Annotated in this window: 14 protein-coding genes; 7 read left to right on the top strand and 7 right to left on the bottom strand. The window is 73.4% G+C overall.

Translation table 11 applies throughout. The features are described from left to right. Positions 1-147 precede the first annotated feature (147 nt). Genes ACIBAD_RS29705 through ACIBAD_RS29720 form a run of 4 tightly spaced genes read left to right on the top strand, consistent with a single transcriptional unit; the run spans position 148 to position 4375 of the window. Complete coding sequence (locus ACIBAD_RS29705) at positions 148-2886, top strand: nitrate- and nitrite sensing domain-containing protein (protein WP_398909655.1); 2739 nt, start codon at positions 148-150, stop codon at positions 2884-2886. Next, positions 2883-3320: a roadblock/LC7 domain-containing protein gene (locus ACIBAD_RS29710; protein WP_030162639.1), complete on the top strand. Its 438-nt coding sequence runs from the start codon at positions 2883-2885 to the stop codon at positions 3318-3320. Before ACIBAD_RS29705 ends, ACIBAD_RS29710 begins: the two co-directional genes overlap by 4 nt. A 10-nt stretch (positions 3321-3330) precedes the next feature. After that, positions 3331-3768, top strand: a complete 438-nt coding sequence (locus ACIBAD_RS29715) for a DUF742 domain-containing protein (RefSeq protein WP_078988768.1) — start codon at positions 3331-3333, stop codon at positions 3766-3768. Continuing rightward, positions 3749-4375 carry an ATP/GTP-binding protein gene (locus ACIBAD_RS29720; protein WP_134074572.1) on the top strand — a complete coding sequence of 209 codons (627 nt, stop codon included), beginning with the start codon at positions 3749-3751 and terminating at the stop codon, positions 4373-4375. Before ACIBAD_RS29715 ends, ACIBAD_RS29720 begins: the two co-directional genes overlap by 20 nt. A gap of 258 nt (positions 4376-4633) precedes the next feature. Here ACIBAD_RS29720 and ACIBAD_RS29725 read toward each other — a convergent pair whose 3' ends face one another. From ACIBAD_RS29725 to ACIBAD_RS29735, 3 genes are read right to left on the bottom strand one after another with little or no spacing between them, the layout of a single operon-like run. Next, on the bottom strand, positions 4634-5824 hold the full coding sequence (locus ACIBAD_RS29725; RefSeq protein WP_134074571.1) for a lipid-transfer protein: 1191 nt from the start codon (positions 5822-5824) through the stop codon (positions 4634-4636). Further along, on the bottom strand, positions 5821-6285 hold the full coding sequence (locus ACIBAD_RS29730) for a Zn-ribbon domain-containing OB-fold protein (protein WP_398909658.1): 465 nt from the start codon (positions 6283-6285) through the stop codon (positions 5821-5823). Before ACIBAD_RS29730 ends, ACIBAD_RS29725 begins: the two co-directional genes overlap by 4 nt. A gap of 42 nt (positions 6286-6327) precedes the next feature. After that, positions 6328-6696 carry an Mpo1-like protein gene (locus ACIBAD_RS29735; protein WP_398909660.1) on the bottom strand — a complete coding sequence of 123 codons (369 nt, stop codon included), beginning with the start codon at positions 6694-6696 and terminating at the stop codon, positions 6328-6330. 159 nt (positions 6697-6855) lie between these two features. Here ACIBAD_RS29735 and ACIBAD_RS29740 point away from each other — a divergent pair, with 159 nt between their 5' ends. Beyond that, complete coding sequence (locus ACIBAD_RS29740) at positions 6856-7368, top strand: NUDIX domain-containing protein (protein WP_134074568.1); 513 nt, start codon at positions 6856-6858, stop codon at positions 7366-7368. Between the two features lie 46 nt (positions 7369-7414). Here the strand turns inward: ACIBAD_RS29740 and ACIBAD_RS29745 are convergent, their stop codons facing one another. Both ACIBAD_RS29745 and ACIBAD_RS29750 read right to left on the bottom strand, forming a co-directional pair. Beyond that, the gene (locus tag ACIBAD_RS29745) at positions 7415-7954 is read right to left on the bottom strand and encodes a hypothetical protein (protein ID WP_166682142.1); all 540 of its coding nucleotides are present in this window, start codon (positions 7952-7954) and stop codon (positions 7415-7417) included. Between the two features lie 80 nt (positions 7955-8034). After that, positions 8035-10473: a glycoside hydrolase family 31 protein gene (locus tag ACIBAD_RS29750; protein WP_398909663.1), complete on the bottom strand. Its 2439-nt coding sequence runs from the start codon at positions 10471-10473 to the stop codon at positions 8035-8037. 208 nt (positions 10474-10681) lie between these two features. Between ACIBAD_RS29750 and ACIBAD_RS29755 the strand changes: the two genes are divergently transcribed. Both ACIBAD_RS29755 and ACIBAD_RS29760 read left to right on the top strand, forming a co-directional pair. Further along, positions 10682-12664, top strand: a complete 1983-nt coding sequence (locus ACIBAD_RS29755) for an acetoacetate--CoA ligase (protein WP_398909665.1) — start codon at positions 10682-10684, stop codon at positions 12662-12664. 63 nt (positions 12665-12727) lie between these two features. Next, a complete protein-coding gene (locus tag ACIBAD_RS29760; protein WP_398909667.1) occupies positions 12728-13678 on the top strand; it encodes a hypothetical protein in 951 nt (316 codons plus the stop codon). Positions 13679-13797: 119 nt separating this feature from the next. On the opposite strand, the gene ptsP is transcribed toward ACIBAD_RS29760, so the two are convergent. Continuing rightward, positions 13798-15468 (bottom strand): phosphoenolpyruvate--protein phosphotransferase, encoded by a 1671-nt coding sequence (gene ptsP / locus ACIBAD_RS29765; protein WP_398909669.1) that lies wholly within the window; start codon positions 15466-15468, stop codon positions 13798-13800. 75 nt (positions 15469-15543) lie between these two features. After that, the gene (locus tag ACIBAD_RS29770; RefSeq protein ID WP_134074564.1) at positions 15544-15993 is read right to left on the bottom strand and encodes a PTS glucose transporter subunit IIA; all 450 of its coding nucleotides are present in this window, start codon (positions 15991-15993) and stop codon (positions 15544-15546) included. Positions 15994-16570 lie beyond the last annotated feature (577 nt).

Genomic DNA, 16570 nt, shown 5'->3' on the forward strand with positions numbered 1-16570 from the left:
GTCCGGACACGCCTTCGAAGCCGCTCCCCGGCAGTAGTAGGCTCACGCCGTTTAAATGACGGAACACCGACCCCCGCCAACGGGGTTGAGCTGGGGGAGGCTGGGGAGGCCATGCGCTTTCGCGGGAAGTCCATCCGCCGGAAGATCGTGGCGTTGCTCCTTGTGCCGCTCGTCTCCCTCACCGCCCTCTGGGGCTTCGCGACCGTGCTCACCGGCCGCCAGGCCCTCGAACTCCTCGACGTGGCCTACGTCATCGACAAGGTCGGCTACCCCGTCGAAGACGTCGTACGCGTCATCCAGAAGGAACGCCGCCAGACCCTCGTCGTCCTCGGCGACCCCCGCGCCTCCACGGCCACCGCCGAGCTCACCAAGCGCCGCGCCGCCACCGACGAACTCGTCGACCGCATCAGCAAGAACGCCAAGGACCCCGAAGTCTCCGACGAGCTCGCCCCGGAGGCCGCCCAGCGCCTCGACTCCATCCTCGACGCCTTCCACGGCATCGGGGCACTGCGCCGCTCCGTCGACCAGAACACGCTCGACCCGAACCAGGCGCTGGAGCTCTACAGCCGGCTCGTCGACCCCTGCTACGACTTCCTCCTGAACCTCCACGCCCTCGAAAACGTGGAGATGGACAAGCAGGGCCGCGCCCTGGTCGGCGTCACCCGCGCCCGCGAGACGCTCTCCCGCGAGGACGCCGTCGTCGCGGCCGCCCTCGCCGCCCGCAACGTCACCCCCGCGGACGTCCGGCACGTCTCCGACTTCGCCGCCAACCGCGCCCTGCTCTACGAGTTCAACCTCGCGATCCTCCCGGCCGACGACCGCGAGCAGTTCGAGCAGTACTGGGGCGGCCCCGAGACCAAGCCGCTGCGCGACGCCGAGGAGCGGTTCATCACCGGCGGCTCCGGCAAGAACCCGCGCATCACCGCCGCCCAGTGGGACGAGGCCGCGAACAAGGTCCTCGACGACCTCGCCACCATGGGCACCGCCGCCGGCGACCGCTACCAGAAGCGCGTCGAACCCGTCGCCATGGACGTCCTCGTCCAGGCGGCCATCGCCGGCGTCCTCGGCTTCATCGCCCTCGTCTTCTCCGTCATCCTCTCCGTACGCATCGGCCGCGACCTGGTCCGCGACCTGTCCCGGCTCCGCAAGGAGGCCCACGAGGTCTCCGGCGTCCGGCTGCCCGCCGTCATGCGCCGCCTCGCAGCCGGCGAACACGTTGACGTCGAGACCGAGGCCCCGCGCCTGGAGTACGAGAAGGACGAGGTCGGACAGGTCGGCCAAGCCCTCAACACCCTCCAGCGCGCCGCCGTCGAGGCCGCCGTCAAGCAGGCCGAGCTCCGCCGGGGCGTCTCCGAGGTGTTCGTCAACCTCGCCCGCCGCAACCAGGTCCTCCTGCACCGCCAGTTGACCCTGCTCGACACCATGGAGCGGCGCACCGAGGACGCCGAGGAGCTCGCCGACCTCTTCCGCCTCGACCACATGACCACCCGCATGCGCCGCCACGCCGAGGGCCTCGTGATCCTCTCCGGCGCGGCCCCCTCCCGCCAGTGGCGCAAGCCCGTCCAGCTCATGGACGTCGTACGGGCCGCCGTCGCCGAGGTCGAGGACTACGAGCGCATCGAGGTACGGAGGCTGCCGCGGCTCGGCATAGCCGGCCCCGCCGTCGCCGACGTCACCCACCTCGTCGCCGAACTCCTGGAGAACGCCACCGTGTTCTCCCCGCCGCACACCGCCGTCCAGGTACACGGCGAACGCGTGGCCAACGGCTTCACCCTCGAAATCCACGACCGCGGCCTCGGCATGACCCCGGAGGCGCTGCTCGATGCGAACCTCCGGCTGGCCGAGACCCCCGAGTTCGAGCTCTCCGACACCGACCGCCTCGGCCTGTTCGTCGTCAGCCGCCTCGCCCAGCGCCACGGCGTCAAGGTCGTCCTCCAGCCCAGCCCGTACGGCGGCACCACCGCCGTGGTGTTCCTCCCGGCGGCGCTGCTCACCGAGGCCCCCGACACCAACGGGACCGGCCTGCGCCTCGGCGGCGGCAAGGGCGGCCGGGCCGGCCTCGGCGCCAAGAAAGGCCACGGCTCCGTCCGGCCCGCCTCCGCGGCCGTGGAGCGCGCCCCGGCCGGCCGCTCGCTCGCGGCCCCCGAACTGCGCGGTCCGGTCGAGCTGGAGGCCCCGCTCGGCGTGCTCGGGCTGGACGGCCTCGACGACCCGGCCGCCCTGGACGAGATCACCACCGGGATCGCCGGTCTCACCGGCGCCGGCGGCCGCCCCGCCATGGCCACCCTCGACGACGAGACCCCGCCGAACGGCACCCCGCGCAGCGCCCTGCTGGGGCTCCGCCCGGCGGACCGGGCGCACCCCGACCGCAACGGCACCGACCGCAAGGGCGGCCCCGAGCGCGAGCGGGAGCCGCTGGCCCCCACGGGCCCGGTCCGGCTGGACAGCCACCGCGCCGACCCGGTCCGCGGCGCCCGCCCCGACGGGATCCGGCCCGCCGGCGCCGTGCCGCTGCCCCGCCGCAGGCCCATCCCGACGCTGGTCGCCGAACACGGCCGCCGCGTGGAGCCCCGCCCGGTCGCCGCGGTCCCCAAGCCCGCAGCGGAGCCGGAGCCGGCCGCCCAGGGCCCCGGCGGGCTGCCCAAGCGCGTCCGCCAGGCCAACCTGGCGCCCCAGCTGAAGAACGCCCAGGCCCCCGCACCCGCCGAAGCCGCCGCGGACCGACTGGTCGACCGCGACGCGGAAGAGGTACGTACGCGCATGTCCGCACTCCAGCGGGGCTGGACGGCGGGCCGCACCCAGCAGGCACAGCAGCAGTCCGGAACCGGGGCAGGCACTTCCGCCGCCACAGGTCCCGGAAACGAGAACGAGGGGGACGGTCGATGACCGCACCGCAGACCGGCAACGACACCCGGGGCCGCGGCTCCGGTCCGCTCAACTGGCTCCTCGACGAGCTCGTCGACCGGGTCGGCAGCATCCGCAAGGCCGTGGTCCTGTCCGGCGACGGCCTGCCCACGGGCAGCTCGAAGGACCTGACCCGCGAGGACAGCGAGCACCTGGCCGCCGTGGCCTCCGGCTTCCACAGCCTGGCCAAGGGCGTCGGCCGCCACTTCGAATCCGGCAGCGTCCGCCAGACCGTGGTCGAGCTGGACGAGGCCTTCCTCTTCGTCATGGCCGCCGGCGACGGCAGCTGCCTGGCCGTGCTCTCCGACGCCGATTCCGACGTCGGGCAGGTCGCGTACGAGATGACCCTCATGGTCAAGCGGGTAGGCGACCACCTGGCGACCGCTCCCCGCTCCGGGCTGCCAGCCGGAGGGTGAGGCGGACGGCATGAGCGATCCAGGCCAGAACGATCCGGCCGAGAACGATCCGGGCCGGCCGTACGACCCCGCCCACCCGCACTGGTTCGACGACGAGGCCGGCCCCGTCGTGCGCCCGTACGCCATGACCCGCGGCCGGACCAGCCACGCCGGCCAGCACCGGCTGGACCTGATCGCGCTCGTCGTCGCCGAACCGGCGGCCGACGATCCGGTCTGGGACCTGACCCTGTCCCCCGAGCACTCCCACATCCTCGGGCTGTGCCGGGAGAGGCCGCAGTCGGTCGCCGAACTCGCGGCCGAACTCGACCTCGCGGTCGGGGTCGTACGCGTCCTGATCGGCGACCTGGCCGATGAGGAACTGGTCCATGTGAACCGGCCGGTACCGCCGGCCGAACTGCCCGATGAATCCATTCTGCGTGAGGTGATCGATGGCCTTCGGGCGCTCTAGCCGCACCGGTGCCATGCATGCCGTGTCACCGGTCGAGCCGCTGACCCTGAAGATCCTGGTCGCGGGCGGCTTCGGGGTGGGCAAGACCACCCTGGTCAGTGCGGTGAGCGAGATCAGACCGCTGCGGACCGAGGAACTGCTGTCCGAGCCGGGCATCGGCGTCGACGACACCGGGGGAGTGGAGGGCAAGAGCACCACCACCGTGGCGATGGACTTCGGTCGCATCACGCTGCGCGAGGACCTGGTGCTGTACCTGTTCGGCACGCCCGGGCAGGACCGGTTCTGGTTCCTGTGGGACGAGCTCGCCCAGGGCGCGCTCGGCGCCGTGGTCCTCGCCGACACCCGCCGCCTCGCCGACTGCTTCGCCGCCGTCGACTACTTCGAGCGGCGGGGGATCCCGTTCACGGTCGCCGTCAACTGCTTCGACGGGGCCGAACGCCATCCGGTGGTGACCGTACGGGAGGCGCTCGACCTCGATCCCGAGGTGCCGGTCCTGCTGTGCGACGCCCGGGACCGGGAGTCCGTCAAGGACGTGCTGGTGGGGGTCGTGGAGCACGCGATGTCGCTGGCGCGGGCCCGCCGACGGAGCCTGACCGCGGGGAGCTGAGGCCCCGGCGCACAGGAGGCGGCCCGTACCCCCGCCGACTGGGGTACGGGCCGCGGCTCTCATGGGGGGTCGGGGGCCCCGGCCGCGGCGTCGTACGCGGCGGGAGGCTGTGGAGCGAGTGTGAACCCGCCTCCGGGGGCCGTCAAGCGTTCGGACGACAGCCCCTGTTCAGGGCCCGCACCCGGCGGGCCGCCGTCTCCCGCGCGCCGCCGCCGGCGCCACGGAACCGGCCCAGGCCGCCGCCCCGGTGGCAGGCGCTCACCGCACCGCGACGACGGCGGATCCGTGTCCGAACAGCCCCTGGTTCGCGGTGATCCCGGCCCGGGCCCCCGGCACCTGCCGGTCCCCGGCGGTGCCGCGCAGCTGCCAGGTCAGCTCGCACACCTGGGCGATGGCCTGCGCCGGCACCGCCTCCCCGAAGGAGGCCAGTCCACCGCTGGTGTTCACCGGCACCCGTCCGCCGAGCGCCGTCGCGCCCTCCCGTACGAGCTTGGCCCCCTCGCCCTCGGCGCACAGGCCGATGTCCTCGTACCACTCCAGCTCCAGGGCCGTGGAGAGGTCGTACACCTCGGCGAGCGAGAGGTCCCCGGGCCCGAGCCCGGCCTCCTCGTACGCGGCCCGCGCGATCGACGCCCGGAACGACCCCGGCGCCGGCCGTACGGCGGTCACCGAGTCCGTGGCGATGTCCGGCAGGTCGAGGACCGTACGGGGATACGTCGGCGTCACCGTCGACACCGCCCGGATCCGCACCGGATCGGCGACCCCGCGCGAGCGCGCGAAGTCCATGCTGCTCAGGACCAGCGCCGCGCCCCCGTCCGAGGTGGCGCAGATGTCGAGCAGCCTCAGCGGATCGGCGACGACCGCCGAGTCCGCGACCTCCTCGGCCGTGACGGGCTTGCGGTACCGGGCGAGCGGGTTCAGGGCGCCGGCCGCGGCGTTCTTCACCTTCACCTGCGCGAAATCCTCCGGTGTGTCCCCGTACACGGCCATCCGGCGGCGCGCGTAAAGGGCGAAGTACGCCGGGTTCGTGGCGCCCAGGACGCGGAACCGCAGCCAGTCCGGATCGTCCGGCCGGTTCCCGCCGGCCGGGGCGAAGAAGCCCTTGGGCGCCGCGTCCGCTCCGACCACCAGGACGACGTCGGCCAGCCCGCCCAGGATCTGCGCCCGCGCCGCCCCGATGGCCTGGGCCCCGGACGCGCAGGCCGCGTACACGCTGGTCACCCGCGCGCCCTGCCAGCCGAGGGCCTGCGCGAAGGTCGCGCCGGCCACGTAGCCGGGGTAGCCGGAGCGCACGGTGTCCGCGCCGACGATCGACTGGACGTCCGCCCACTCCAGCCCGGCGTCGGCGAGCGCGGTCCTGGCCGCGGCCCGTCCGTACTCGACGAAGCTGCGGCCCCACTTGCCCCAGGGGTGCATACCGGCCCCCAGGACGGCGATGTCGGCGCTCACGCGGTGCCTCCCGTCGGCTTGAACCGCCAGGTGGTCCAGACGGTCCCGGTGTCGGCGTCCTCGTTCAGCACGCCGCCGACCACCTCGACCTCCATCCCGACCGCCAGATCGGCGACGGTGACCCCGGGGACCGTCTGCCCGAGCACGACCATCCCCTCGGCCTCCAGCTCCACCGCGACCAGGGTGTACGGCTCCCAGGGCGCGGCCGGGTCGGACACGTACGGTGCGGGCGGCCGGTACCGCCCGTCGGTGTAGGACCACACCCGGCCCCGCGGGGACAGCGGCACCTCGGCGAGCGGGCCGTCGCCGGGGCAGTGCGGATTGCGGCAGTACGCGTCCTCGCGCGGGAAGAACACGGCGGTGCAGGCCGAACACCGGGTGCCGAGCAGCCGGAAGCCGCCGCCCCCCGGCCCGTCCTCGGTGAACCACCCGCTCACGACGGGTGTACGTGTACGTCCCAAGGGAAACCCTCCCCAAGCCGGTCACAGCAATCTGACGGAACGTCAGAAGTCTGTCACGGGCCGGGCGTCCTGACACGGGTTCTCGGCAAGCCACTTCTGCGCGATCGCCCCCAGCTCCGCGTCGCGCCCGGTCAGCATCATCCGGATCATCTCCGCGTCCCCGCGCAGCGACCACGCCGGATGCCCGAAGGTGGCCGGGTTGTTCCCCTCGACCAGGAAATGGGCCGGCCAGGCCGTCCCGTCCCCGATCAGGGGCAGCGCGGGGAGGAACCGCTTCCGGCCCCGCGCCAGGCCGTACGCGGTGAGCGCGAGCCCGGTCAGCGTCCCGGTGAGGTGGATCCAGCGGGTGGCGGCGCGGGAGTGCTGGGCGACGTAGTAGGGCCAGAACTCCTCGTACGAAGCGAAAGTCATGCGGGCACGGTACTCACGGCCGGATCGGGGCGACAGGGACCGGGAAGCCGGAGCCGGAGCCGGAGCCGAAGCCGGAGCCGGAGCCGAAGCGCCTGCCGAGCCGAAGGCGCGGCCGGGCAACTCGGAGCACCCGCACGCTCCTTGGCATACCATCGCCGCATGCCGGCACAGCAGAGGGACTCGCACTGCTCCACCTGCGGATCGCAGTTCGACACGACCGCCTGGCCCCGTACGTGCGCCTCGTGCGGGGCCGTCACGTACCGCAACCCGCTCCCGGTGGCCGTCACGCTGCTCCCGGTCGAGGACGAGGCGGGCACCGGGCTGGTGGTGATCACCCGCACCATCGAGCCCGCCCTCGGGGGCATCGCCCTGCCCGGCGGTTTCATGGACTTCGGCGAGGACTGGCGTGACGCGGTCGTCCGCGAGCTGCGCGAGGAGACGGGCATCCACGCCCCGGCCTCGGAGGTCGCCCTGGCCGACGCCATGAGCTCCCCGGCGGGCCACCTGCTGCTCTTCGGGCTGCTGCCGCCGCGTCCGGCGGCGTCCCTCCCGCCGTCGGCCCCGACGGACGAGACCTCGGGCTGGCACGTCCTGCGCACCCCCACGGAACTGGCCTTCCCCCTCCACACCCGCGCCACGGCCGCCTGGTTCGCGGGCCGCTACACCAGCTGACGCCGGGCGCGCCGGGCACGGCGCCCCGCCGACCGCCGCCCCCGGCTCACGCCCCCGGTACCCGGACGTACTCCGCGGTCGCGACGACCGCCACGGCCACCACTGACGTCACCGCCAGACCGCGCGCCCACAGGGCGCGCAACGGCACCGGCCGGACCCGCAGCAGCGCCCCCGCGACCATCGGGAGCACCGCGCTCGCGGCCGCGCCCGCCCACACCACCGGGAAGCCGGGAGCCGACGCCAGGTGGCCGCTCAGCCAACCGTGGGCCAGCAGGGCCGGCGGCGCCGAGACCGGCACCGTCAGGACCAGCACCGCGACCGGCTCCGGCCACGCCGTCAAACGGGCCGTCAGCCGCCCCAGTACCGCGACGGGCTTGACGAGCAGCAACCCGTGCAGGAACCCCACCGCCACCGCGGCGACCGACCCGACCCCGAACACCACCGGGGACGCGACCGGCGAAGCCTGCCGCGCCGCGACCAGCAGCCCCCACGCCAGGAGCAGCTGGCAGGCGCCCACGACCTCGGACCCCGGCGCGATGTCCCACCGGCGCGACCGGCTGCCGGCCGTATTCGTCCAGACCACCATTGACCCCCTGACCGACGGCTCCGACGCGCCGCGGCCGTTCCGCGCGCAGGGGCAGGATCCCCCGGCCACCTGGACACCCCCTAGAGCCGCCCCGGAACGCCCTGAGCGGATCCCTGGGCCGACCCTTGAGCGGACCCTTGCGCGGCCCCGCGCCCGGGACCGAGCCCCCGTACCTCCACCCCCTGCACCGGCTCGCCGGCCTCGTTCTCCACCACCACCGCGTCCGCCACCCACCGCACCGCGTACCGCTCGACCCCGCCCGGCTCGAACCCCGGTCCCGGATCCCGGATCACCACCCCCCCGCCCGTGCGCCCCCGGGCCGGAGCCCACGCCTCCAGCGCCACCCCGCCGCCGTCACCGGGCCGGCGGACCGGCAGCACCGTGCCCGCCCGGGCCAGCACCGGGATCCGCCCCTTCGGCGCGTCCAGCAGGACCTGCCCGGGGCCCTCGTACGCCGTCCCCGTCGCGGTGTCGTACCAGCGCCCCCGCGGCAGCCGCACCGCCCGCCGGTCCGCCCCGCACTCCAGCACCGGCGCCACCAGCAGCGCGTCACCGAGCAGGAACGCGTCCTCGCAGTCCCGCAGCGCCCGGTCCTCCGGCGCCCCCCACCACAGCGGCCGGACGTACGGGGCCCCCGTCCGCCGCGCCAGCTGGGCCAGCGTCAGGAAGTACGGCCGCAGCCGCTCGCGCTCCGCCAGCACGGACCGCGCCGCCTCCTCCACCTCCGGCCCGAACTCCCACGGCTCCCGCCGCCCGGCCCAGATCGCCGAGTGGGTCCGGAACAGCGGCAGGTACGACCCCAGCTGCAGCCACCGCAGGTACAGCTCCGGCGAGGGCGAGCCCCCGAACCCGCCGACGTCCGGACCCGAGTACGGCACCCCGCACAGGCCGAGCCCCAGCACCAGCGCCAGCGAGGCCCGCAGCCCCTCCCAGCCCGTCTCCACGTCCCCGGACCAGGTGCCCCCGTACCTCTGCATCCCCGCCCACCCCGACCGGGAGAACAGGAACGGCCGCTCCGCCGGCCGCAGCCGCACCAGTCCCTCCCAGCCGGCCCGCGCCATCCCGAGCGCGTACACGTTGTGCGCGGACCGGTGGTCCCCGCCCGCGCCGTCCATCGCGTGCCGCGCCGAGCGGGGCAGCGTCATGTCCCCGAACGGGGCGAAGGACACCGGCTCGTTCATGTCGTGCCACACCCCGGCGAAGCCCTGCTCCAGCCGCTCCGCGTACAGACCGCCCCACCAGGTGCGCACCGCCGGATCCGTGAAGTCCGGATACGCGCACTCGCCGGGCCAGACCTCGCCCCGCACCTCCTGCCCCCGGGCGTCCCGTACGAAGGCCCCGCCCGCCCCCACCGCACGGCCCGCCTCGTGGACGGCGTCGCCCGCCTTCACCGCCGGGTCGACGATCGACACGAGCCGTACGCCCTGCTCCGCCAGCTCCCGCGCCAGCCCCGGCAGATCCGGGAACCGCTCCTTGTCCACCGTGAAGACACGGTGCTCGTCGTAGTGGTCGATGTCCAGGTGCACGGCCGACAGCGGGAGCCCGCGCGCGGTGTAGCCCGACACCACCCGCCGCACCTCCTGCGCGCTGCCGAAACCCCACCGCGCGTGCTGGTACCCGAGCGCCCATTCCGGCGGTACGGCGGCCCCGCCGGTCAGCCCCGACCAGCCCTGCAGCACCCGCGCCGGCGTCCCCACCAGCACCCAGCAGCGCAGCGGCCCGCCCTCCATGCGCATCTCGCTCGCCCCCGGCCGGTCCGCACCCGAGCCGGCGCCCTCCTCGCCCTCGCGCAGCGCCACCCGCCCGTCCCACGAGTTGTCGTGGAACACCAGGTGCGTACCCGCGTCCGCGACCACCATCTGCACCGGCATCGTGATGTACAGCGGATCGTCACCCCGCCCGAAGCCGCCCTTGGGGTCCGTGTTCCACAGCCGGTACACCCCGTCGCGCAGCCGCGGACCGCCGGCCCGCCCGCCCAGCCCGAAGAACCGCGCGTCCGCCGGCACCTCCGCGCGCTGGAGCCACCGCGATTCGACCGGCTCCCCGGCGACCGGCTCCGCCGGCTCCCACCAGCGGGGCGGCAGCTCCCGGCGCAGCACCGTCCCGCCGGGCGTGCGGACCTCGATCGCCCCGTGCCGGGACACCGCCACCGTCACCCGCTCCGACACCACCCGCCAGCCGCCGCCGGTGTCCGGCTCCAGCACGGCCCGCGGATCGGGATCCGGGCCGCTGCCGACCAGCGCGTACGAGGGCGTCGGCCCGGCCCCGTCCCAGCCCCAGAACACCGCCCCGCCGGCCGTGACCCGTACGAGCAGCTCCGAGCGGGCGAACTGCAGCACCCCGCCGCCGGGCCGCGGCTCGGTACCGGTCAGCAGACCCGGCACGCGGGCGCGCTCAGCGCCGCGGCGCGGGAGCCCCAACGCGTCCGCACGCCGGTGGCGCCAGGCCGAGCGCCACGCGCGCCGCCCGCGCTCCGTACCGATGTCCATCACCGCACGCACCAGATCACGTCCGTTCATGCTGCTCACCCTGCCACCGGCCGCCCGGCGAGCGGGCGGCGTTCAACTTCCGTTCACTCGTCCAAGAGGCCCCTGGTGCGGAGGTGGATCACATGGCATGGTCCCTGTGGGCCGCCGCGCACACCCACCGCGCAGCGGCGCCGTACGCACGCCACGCACACATCACGCACACGACGCGCGAGCCGCAGACTTGACCGGGAGCCGACCCATGACCTCAGCCACCCCTCCGGAAGCCCTCTGGTCCCCGGGCCCGGACCGGATCGCCGCGGCCCGCATCACCGCCTTCCAGGCCTGGGCCGCAGAGCGGTTCGGAGCCCCCGCGGACGGCGGCTACCCCGCACTGCACAGCTGGTCCGTCGACGAACTCGACACCTTCTGGCAGGCGGTCGCCGAGTGGTTCGACGTCCGGTTCACCACCCCGTACGAGTCCGTCCTCGCGGACCGCTCCATGCCGGGCGCGCGCTGGTTCCCGGGCGCCACCCTCAACTACGCCGAGCACGCCCTGCGCGCCGCCGAGGACCCGGCGCGCGCGGACGAGGCCGCGCTGCTGTACGTGGACGAGACCCACGAGGCCACCCCCGTCACCTGGGCCGAGCTCCGCCGCCAGGTCGGCGCACTCGCCGCCGAGCTGCGCGCCCTCGGCGTGCGCCCCGGCGACCGGGTGAGCGGCTACCTCCCCAACATCCCCGAGGCCGTCACCGCGCTCCTCGCCACCGCCGCCGTAGGCGCCGTGTGGACCTCCTGCGCCCCGGACTTCGGCGCCCGCAGCGTCCTCGACCGCTTCCAGCAGGTCGAGCCGGTGGTCCTGTTCACCGTCGACGGCTACCGCTACGGCGGCAAGGAGCACGACCGCCGCGACACCGTCGCCGAACTGCGCGCCGAGCTCCCCTCGCTGCGCGCCGTCGTCCACATCCCGCTGCTCGGCACGGAGGCCCCCGAAGGTGCCGTCGCCTGGTCGGACCTCACCTCCGGCACCGACGAGCCCGTCTTCGAGGCGGTCCCCTTCGACCACCCGCTCTGGGTGCTGTACTCCTCCGGTACGACGGGGCTGCCGAAGGCGATCGTGCAGTCCCAGGGCGGCATCCTCCTGGAGCACCTGAAGCAGCTCGGCCTGCACTGCGACCTCGGCCCCGAGGACCGGTTCTTCTGGTACACCTCCACCGGCTGGATGATGTGGAACTTCCTCGTCTCCGGCCTGCTCACCGGGACGACGGTCGTCCTGTACGACGGCAGCCCGGGCTATCCCGACACCGGGGCCCAGTGGCGGATCGCCGAGCGGACCAGGGCCACCCTGTACGGGACCTCCGCGGCGTACGTCATGGCTTGCCGCAAGGCGGAGGTCCACCCCGGCCGGGACTTCGACCTCTCCGCCGTGAAATGCGTGGCGACCACGGGCTCCCCCCTGCCGCCCGACGGCTTCCGCTGGCTGCACGACGAAGTGGCGCAAGACCTCTGGATCGCCTCCGTCAGCGGCGGCACCGACGTCTGCAGCTGCTTCGCCGGCGCCGTCCCGACCCTCCCCGTCCACATCGGCGAGCTCCAGGCCGCCTGCCTCGGCACCGACCTCCAGTCCTGGGACCCGTCCGGCAAGCCCCTCATCGGGGAGGTGGGCGAGCTGGTGGTCACCAACCCGATGCCCTCCATGCCGATCCACTTCTGGAACGACCCCGACGGCAGCCGCTACCGCGACAGCTACTTCGAGATGTTCCCCGGGGTCTGGCGCCACGGGGACTGGATCACGATCACCGACCGCGGCTCCGTCGTCATCCACGGCCGCTCCGACTCCACCCTCAACCGGCAGGGCGTCCGGATGGGCTCCGCCGACATCTACGAGGCCGTCGAACGCCTCCCCGAGATCAAGGAGTCCCTGGTCATCGGCCTGGAGGAGCCGAACGGGGGCTATTGGATGCCGCTGTTCGTCCACCTCGCACCCGGCGCGACCCTCGACGACGACCTCCGCGGCCGGATCAAGGCGACGATCCGCGAGGAGCTCTCCCCGCGCCACGTCCCCGACGAGGTCATCGAGGTCCCGGGCATCCCGCACACCCTGACGGGCAAGCGCATCGAGGTCCCGGTCAAGCGCCTCCTCCAGGGCACGCCGATGGCGAAGGCGGTCAACCCGGGCTCGGTGGACAACCTCGACCTGCTGCACTTCTACGAGGAGCTGGCCCGCACCCGCACGCGCGACTGAGGTCACTGTCAGTGGCTGCGGTTACTTTGAGTGAGCAGTCGAATGCGCCACTCAGGGGGAGCCATGCCACGGACACGCCACGACACCAGCCAGACCACCGGGAAGGCCGCACAGGCCTCACGGGCCGGTGGTCGCACCACCCGGCGCCGCAAGCTGCGCCGCGAAGTCCCCAGCACCGTCGGCCTCCTGGCCGACGCCGGGGACTTCGCGGCCATGCGCGCCTACCGCAGCTTCACCTTCGACCACCACGACGACTACAGCGACTACCTCCGCCACGTCGACGGCCTGCTCCGGTCCCTCGCGGCCCAGGGCATCCACACGACCGTCGCCCTCTTCGACCCCGACGCGTACGCCGAGTTCTGCAGGGAACACGGCATCGACCCGGACACCGCCGACGCCCGTACCCGCTTCACAGCCGAACTGGCCGGCGCCGGAGCCCAGCTGCCCTACTCCGGCCAGCCCATCGACGAGCTCGTCCCGCTCCTCGTCGACGAGGCCGTCCGGCAGGCCACCTGGGAGTACGCCACCTCCCTGCTCGCCGGCGTCGGCAGGTGCGCCGACTGCGGAGAGGACATCGGCCACGCCTCCTTCACCCGCGCGAGCGGGGCGCTCACCCGCCTCGTCGACGGCGCCGGGCCGGGACACCACCACCTCGTCTGCAGCGTTCCCACCGAGGACGAACAGCTCGTCGCCGTCCTGCACGCCGAGGTCGCCCCGGACCGGGACGGCCCGCCGCGCATGGAGGGCCGCGAAGGACTCGACTTCGTGACCGTCCTCGCCGCCGGCCTCGCCCTCGGCGGCCCCGGGGGACTGGTGCTGCGCAGCACCACCGAGGGACTCGCCGACCGGGTCCACGGCTGGCGCCTGGACCGCGGCCGCCTGGTCCCGCTCTCGGCGGCGGCCGTGTTCAACGCCTACTGCACGGACGCCGACACCGGGGAACCCGTGCCCCCCGAGCCCGGCGTCGAATACTGCCCCGGATACGAGGTGGACGACCCCGCGCCGAACCACTGATCCAAGGCGACCAGAACCGGAGAGGACCGGAGAGAACCGGAGAGACCCGAGAGGACCGGACACGACCGAGGGGCCCCCGCCACCGGCGAAGGCCCCTCGATCGACACCACCCTGCCCGGCTACTCGCCGGACAGCACCGCCTGGGCGGCCACGCGGGCCTCCTCGGCACTGTCCGCCGCGCGCGCCGCGGCCGCGGCACGCTCGCACTGGGCCAGCGTGTACTTGGCGAGCGTCGCCCGCACGTAGGGGATCGAAGCGGCACCCATGGAGAGGGAGGTGACACCCAGACCCGTCAGGACACAGGCCAGCAGCGGGTCGGAAGCGGCCTCGCCGCAGACACCGCAGCTCTTGCCCTCCGCCCTGGCGGCCTCGGCCGACATGGCGATCAGGTCGAGCAGCGCCGGCTGCCACGGGTCCTGGAGCCGCGACACCGCACCGACCTGGCGGTCCGCGGCGAACGCGTACTGCGCCAGGTCGTTGGTGCCCAGCGACAGGAACTCGACCTCCTGGAGGATCGAGCGCGCCCGGAGCGCGGCGGAGGGGATCTCCACCATCGCGCCGAACTTCGCCTGCAGCCCGGCCTCGCGGCACGCGTCGGCGAACGCCTTCGCGTCGATCCGGTCAGCCACCATCGGGGCCATGACCTCCAGGTAGACCGGCAGGCCCTCGGCCGCCTTGGCCAGCGCGGTCAGCTGCGTACGCAGCACGTCCGGGTGGTCCAGCAGCGACCGCAGACCGCGCACGCCAAGCGCCGGGTTCGGCTCGTCGGCGGGCGTCAGGAAGTCCAGCGGCTTGTCGGCGCCGGCGTCCAGGACACGTACGACGACACGGCCCTCGGGGAAGGCCTCAAGCACCTTGCGGTACGACTCGATCTGCTTGTCCTCGGACGGCGCCTTCTTGCTGTCGTCCAGGAACAGGAACTCGGTGCGGAACAGGCCCACACCCTCGGCCCCCGCCTCCACGGCCGCAGGCACGTCCGCCGGACCGCCGACATTGGCCAGCAGCGGCACCTTGTGCCCGTCGGAGGTCGCACCCGGACCGGACGAGGCCGCGAGAGCGGCCTTGCGCTCGGCGGCCGCAGCCTCCAGCTCCGCCCGCTTCTCGGCGGTGGGCTCGACGAACAGGTCACCGGTGCTGCCGTCGACGGCGATGACCGTACCCTCGGCGATCTCACCGGCACCCGGCAGCGCCACGATCGCCGGCACGCCCAGCGCCCGCGCGAGGATCGCGCTGTGGCTGGTCGGGCCGCCCTCCTCGGTGACGAAGCCGAGGACGAGCGCCGGGTCGAGCAGCGCGGTGTCGGCGGGGGCCAGGTCCCGAGCGATCAGCACGTACGGCTCGTCGCTGTCCGGCACACCCGGCATGGGCACGCCCAGCAGTCGCGCCACGATGCGGTTCCGTACGTCGTCCAGGTCGGCCACCCGGCCGGCCATGTACTCCCCGGCCCCCGCGAGCAGGTCGCGGTACGAGGCGAACGCGTCGTACACGCCGCGCTCGGCCGTGCTGCCGACGGCGATGCGCCGGTCGACGTCCGCCATCAGCTCGGGGTCCGTGGCGATCATCGCCTGGGCCTCCAGCACGTGCTGGGCCTCGCCGCCGGCCAGCTGGCCGCGTGCGATCAGGTCGGCGGACACAGCCTCCACGGCCTTGCGGGCGCGCCCCTGTTCGCGCTCCGCCTCGTCCGCGGTGATCTGCTTGGCCGGCGGTTCGAGTACCGCCGTGCCCATGTGCCGCACCTCGCCGATCGCCACACCGTGGCTCACGCCGACGCCTCGCAGCGTTGTCTCCATTTCACCCGTCTCCGATTGAGCGGCGGCCCCAGCCGCCGCGGTGGATGTCCGACTCGCCTGTTCAGGCGGACGAGGTCACTGCCAGCTGAACAGGGCGTCGTCGGCCTTCACGTCTCCGGACTCGACGACGCCGGACAGGGAGTCCGCGGTGGCTTCCAGCGCCACGACGGGGCAGATCGGCGACTTGCCGGCGTCCTCGACGGCCTGCGGGTTCCAACGGATCACGGCCTGGCCCCGGGTAACGGTGTCGCCCTTGTTGACGAGCAGCTCGAAGCCCTCGCCGTTGAGCTGAACGGTGTCGATCCCGAGGTGGGTGAGTACGCCGTGCCCTTCACCGTCGACGACGACGTACGCGTGCGGGTGCAGGGAGACGACCACACCATCGACGGGGGCCACCGCCTCCGACGGCTCGCGCACGGGGTCAATAGCGGTGCCCGGACCCACCATTGCGCCGGAGAACACCGGATCGGGCACTGCCGCGAGTCCGATGGCGCGCCCGGCGAGTGGGGACGTCACGCTGGTCATGGGGGGCCTCCCAGGGGTGGGGCTTCTACGTGTCGTCGTCACAACCTGTGCTGTGGCGACGTACTTTCAGAAGGGTATGTCATGACACGTCCCGGTTCGCTCGATGTGCACCCCTTGCCAGAGGGCACGACGCGCGACCGCGACGACGTAGTGGACTAGACCATACGCCTGAATCGATTTGCTTGGGCACCACGGGCCCTGTACTGTCGTGACTCCCGCCAGGACGTGCCGCGTGAACTTCTCGCGAACAGCCGATGGACGGGACTCCTCCTCTTAAGTGCCGATCTTGATCCGTGCTGCTCTTTGTGTCGCCTTCCCGGTGATTCGAGTGAGTGGTCAGGGAGCTGGAAAAGCCCTGATAGAGTCGGAATCGCCGGAAAGGGAAAGCGCGAAAGCGAAGACCCCGGAAAGCAAGCGGGACTGACTCTGATAGAGTCGGAAACGCAAGAACGAAAGCCCGGAGGAAAGCCCCAGTAAGTGTTACTGAGGGTGAGTACAAAGGAAGCGTCCGTTCCTTGAGAACTCAACAGCGTGCCAAAAATCAACGCCAGAAGTTGATACCCTGTCCACTTCGGTG

The sequence above is a fragment of the Streptomyces sp. NPDC051109 genome (assembly GCF_044455885.1).
Lineage (GTDB): Bacteria > Actinomycetota > Actinomycetes > Streptomycetales > Streptomycetaceae > Streptomyces.

What these genes read in the sequence shown, in the direction of transcription:
- ACIBAD_RS29710 (WP_030162639.1), top strand. Translation starts at nt 2,883, where the DNA reads ATGACCGCACCGCAGACCGGCAACGACACCCGGGGCCGCGGCTCCGGT.
- ACIBAD_RS29715 (WP_078988768.1), top strand. Translation starts at nt 3,331, where the DNA reads ATGAGCGATCCAGGCCAGAACGATCCGGCCGAGAACGATCCGGGCCGG.
- ACIBAD_RS29720 (WP_134074572.1), top strand. Translation starts at nt 3,749, where the DNA reads ATGGCCTTCGGGCGCTCTAGCCGCACCGGTGCCATGCATGCCGTGTCA.
- ACIBAD_RS29735 (WP_398909660.1), bottom strand. Translation starts at nt 6,696, where the DNA reads ATGACTTTCGCTTCGTACGAGGAGTTCTGGCCCTACTACGTCGCCCAG.
- ACIBAD_RS29740 (WP_134074568.1), top strand. Translation starts at nt 6,856, where the DNA reads ATGCCGGCACAGCAGAGGGACTCGCACTGCTCCACCTGCGGATCGCAG.
- ACIBAD_RS29745 (WP_166682142.1), bottom strand. Translation starts at nt 7,954, where the DNA reads ATGGTGGTCTGGACGAATACGGCCGGCAGCCGGTCGCGCCGGTGGGAC.
- ACIBAD_RS29750 (WP_398909663.1), bottom strand. Translation starts at nt 10,473, where the DNA reads ATGAACGGACGTGATCTGGTGCGTGCGGTGATGGACATCGGTACGGAG.
- ACIBAD_RS29755 (WP_398909665.1), top strand. Translation starts at nt 10,682, where the DNA reads ATGACCTCAGCCACCCCTCCGGAAGCCCTCTGGTCCCCGGGCCCGGAC.
- ACIBAD_RS29760 (WP_398909667.1), top strand. Translation starts at nt 12,728, where the DNA reads ATGCCACGGACACGCCACGACACCAGCCAGACCACCGGGAAGGCCGCA.
- ptsP (WP_398909669.1), bottom strand. Translation starts at nt 15,468, where the DNA reads ATGGAGACAACGCTGCGAGGCGTCGGCGTGAGCCACGGTGTGGCGATC.
- ACIBAD_RS29770 (WP_134074564.1), bottom strand. Translation starts at nt 15,993, where the DNA reads ATGACCAGCGTGACGTCCCCACTCGCCGGGCGCGCCATCGGACTCGCG.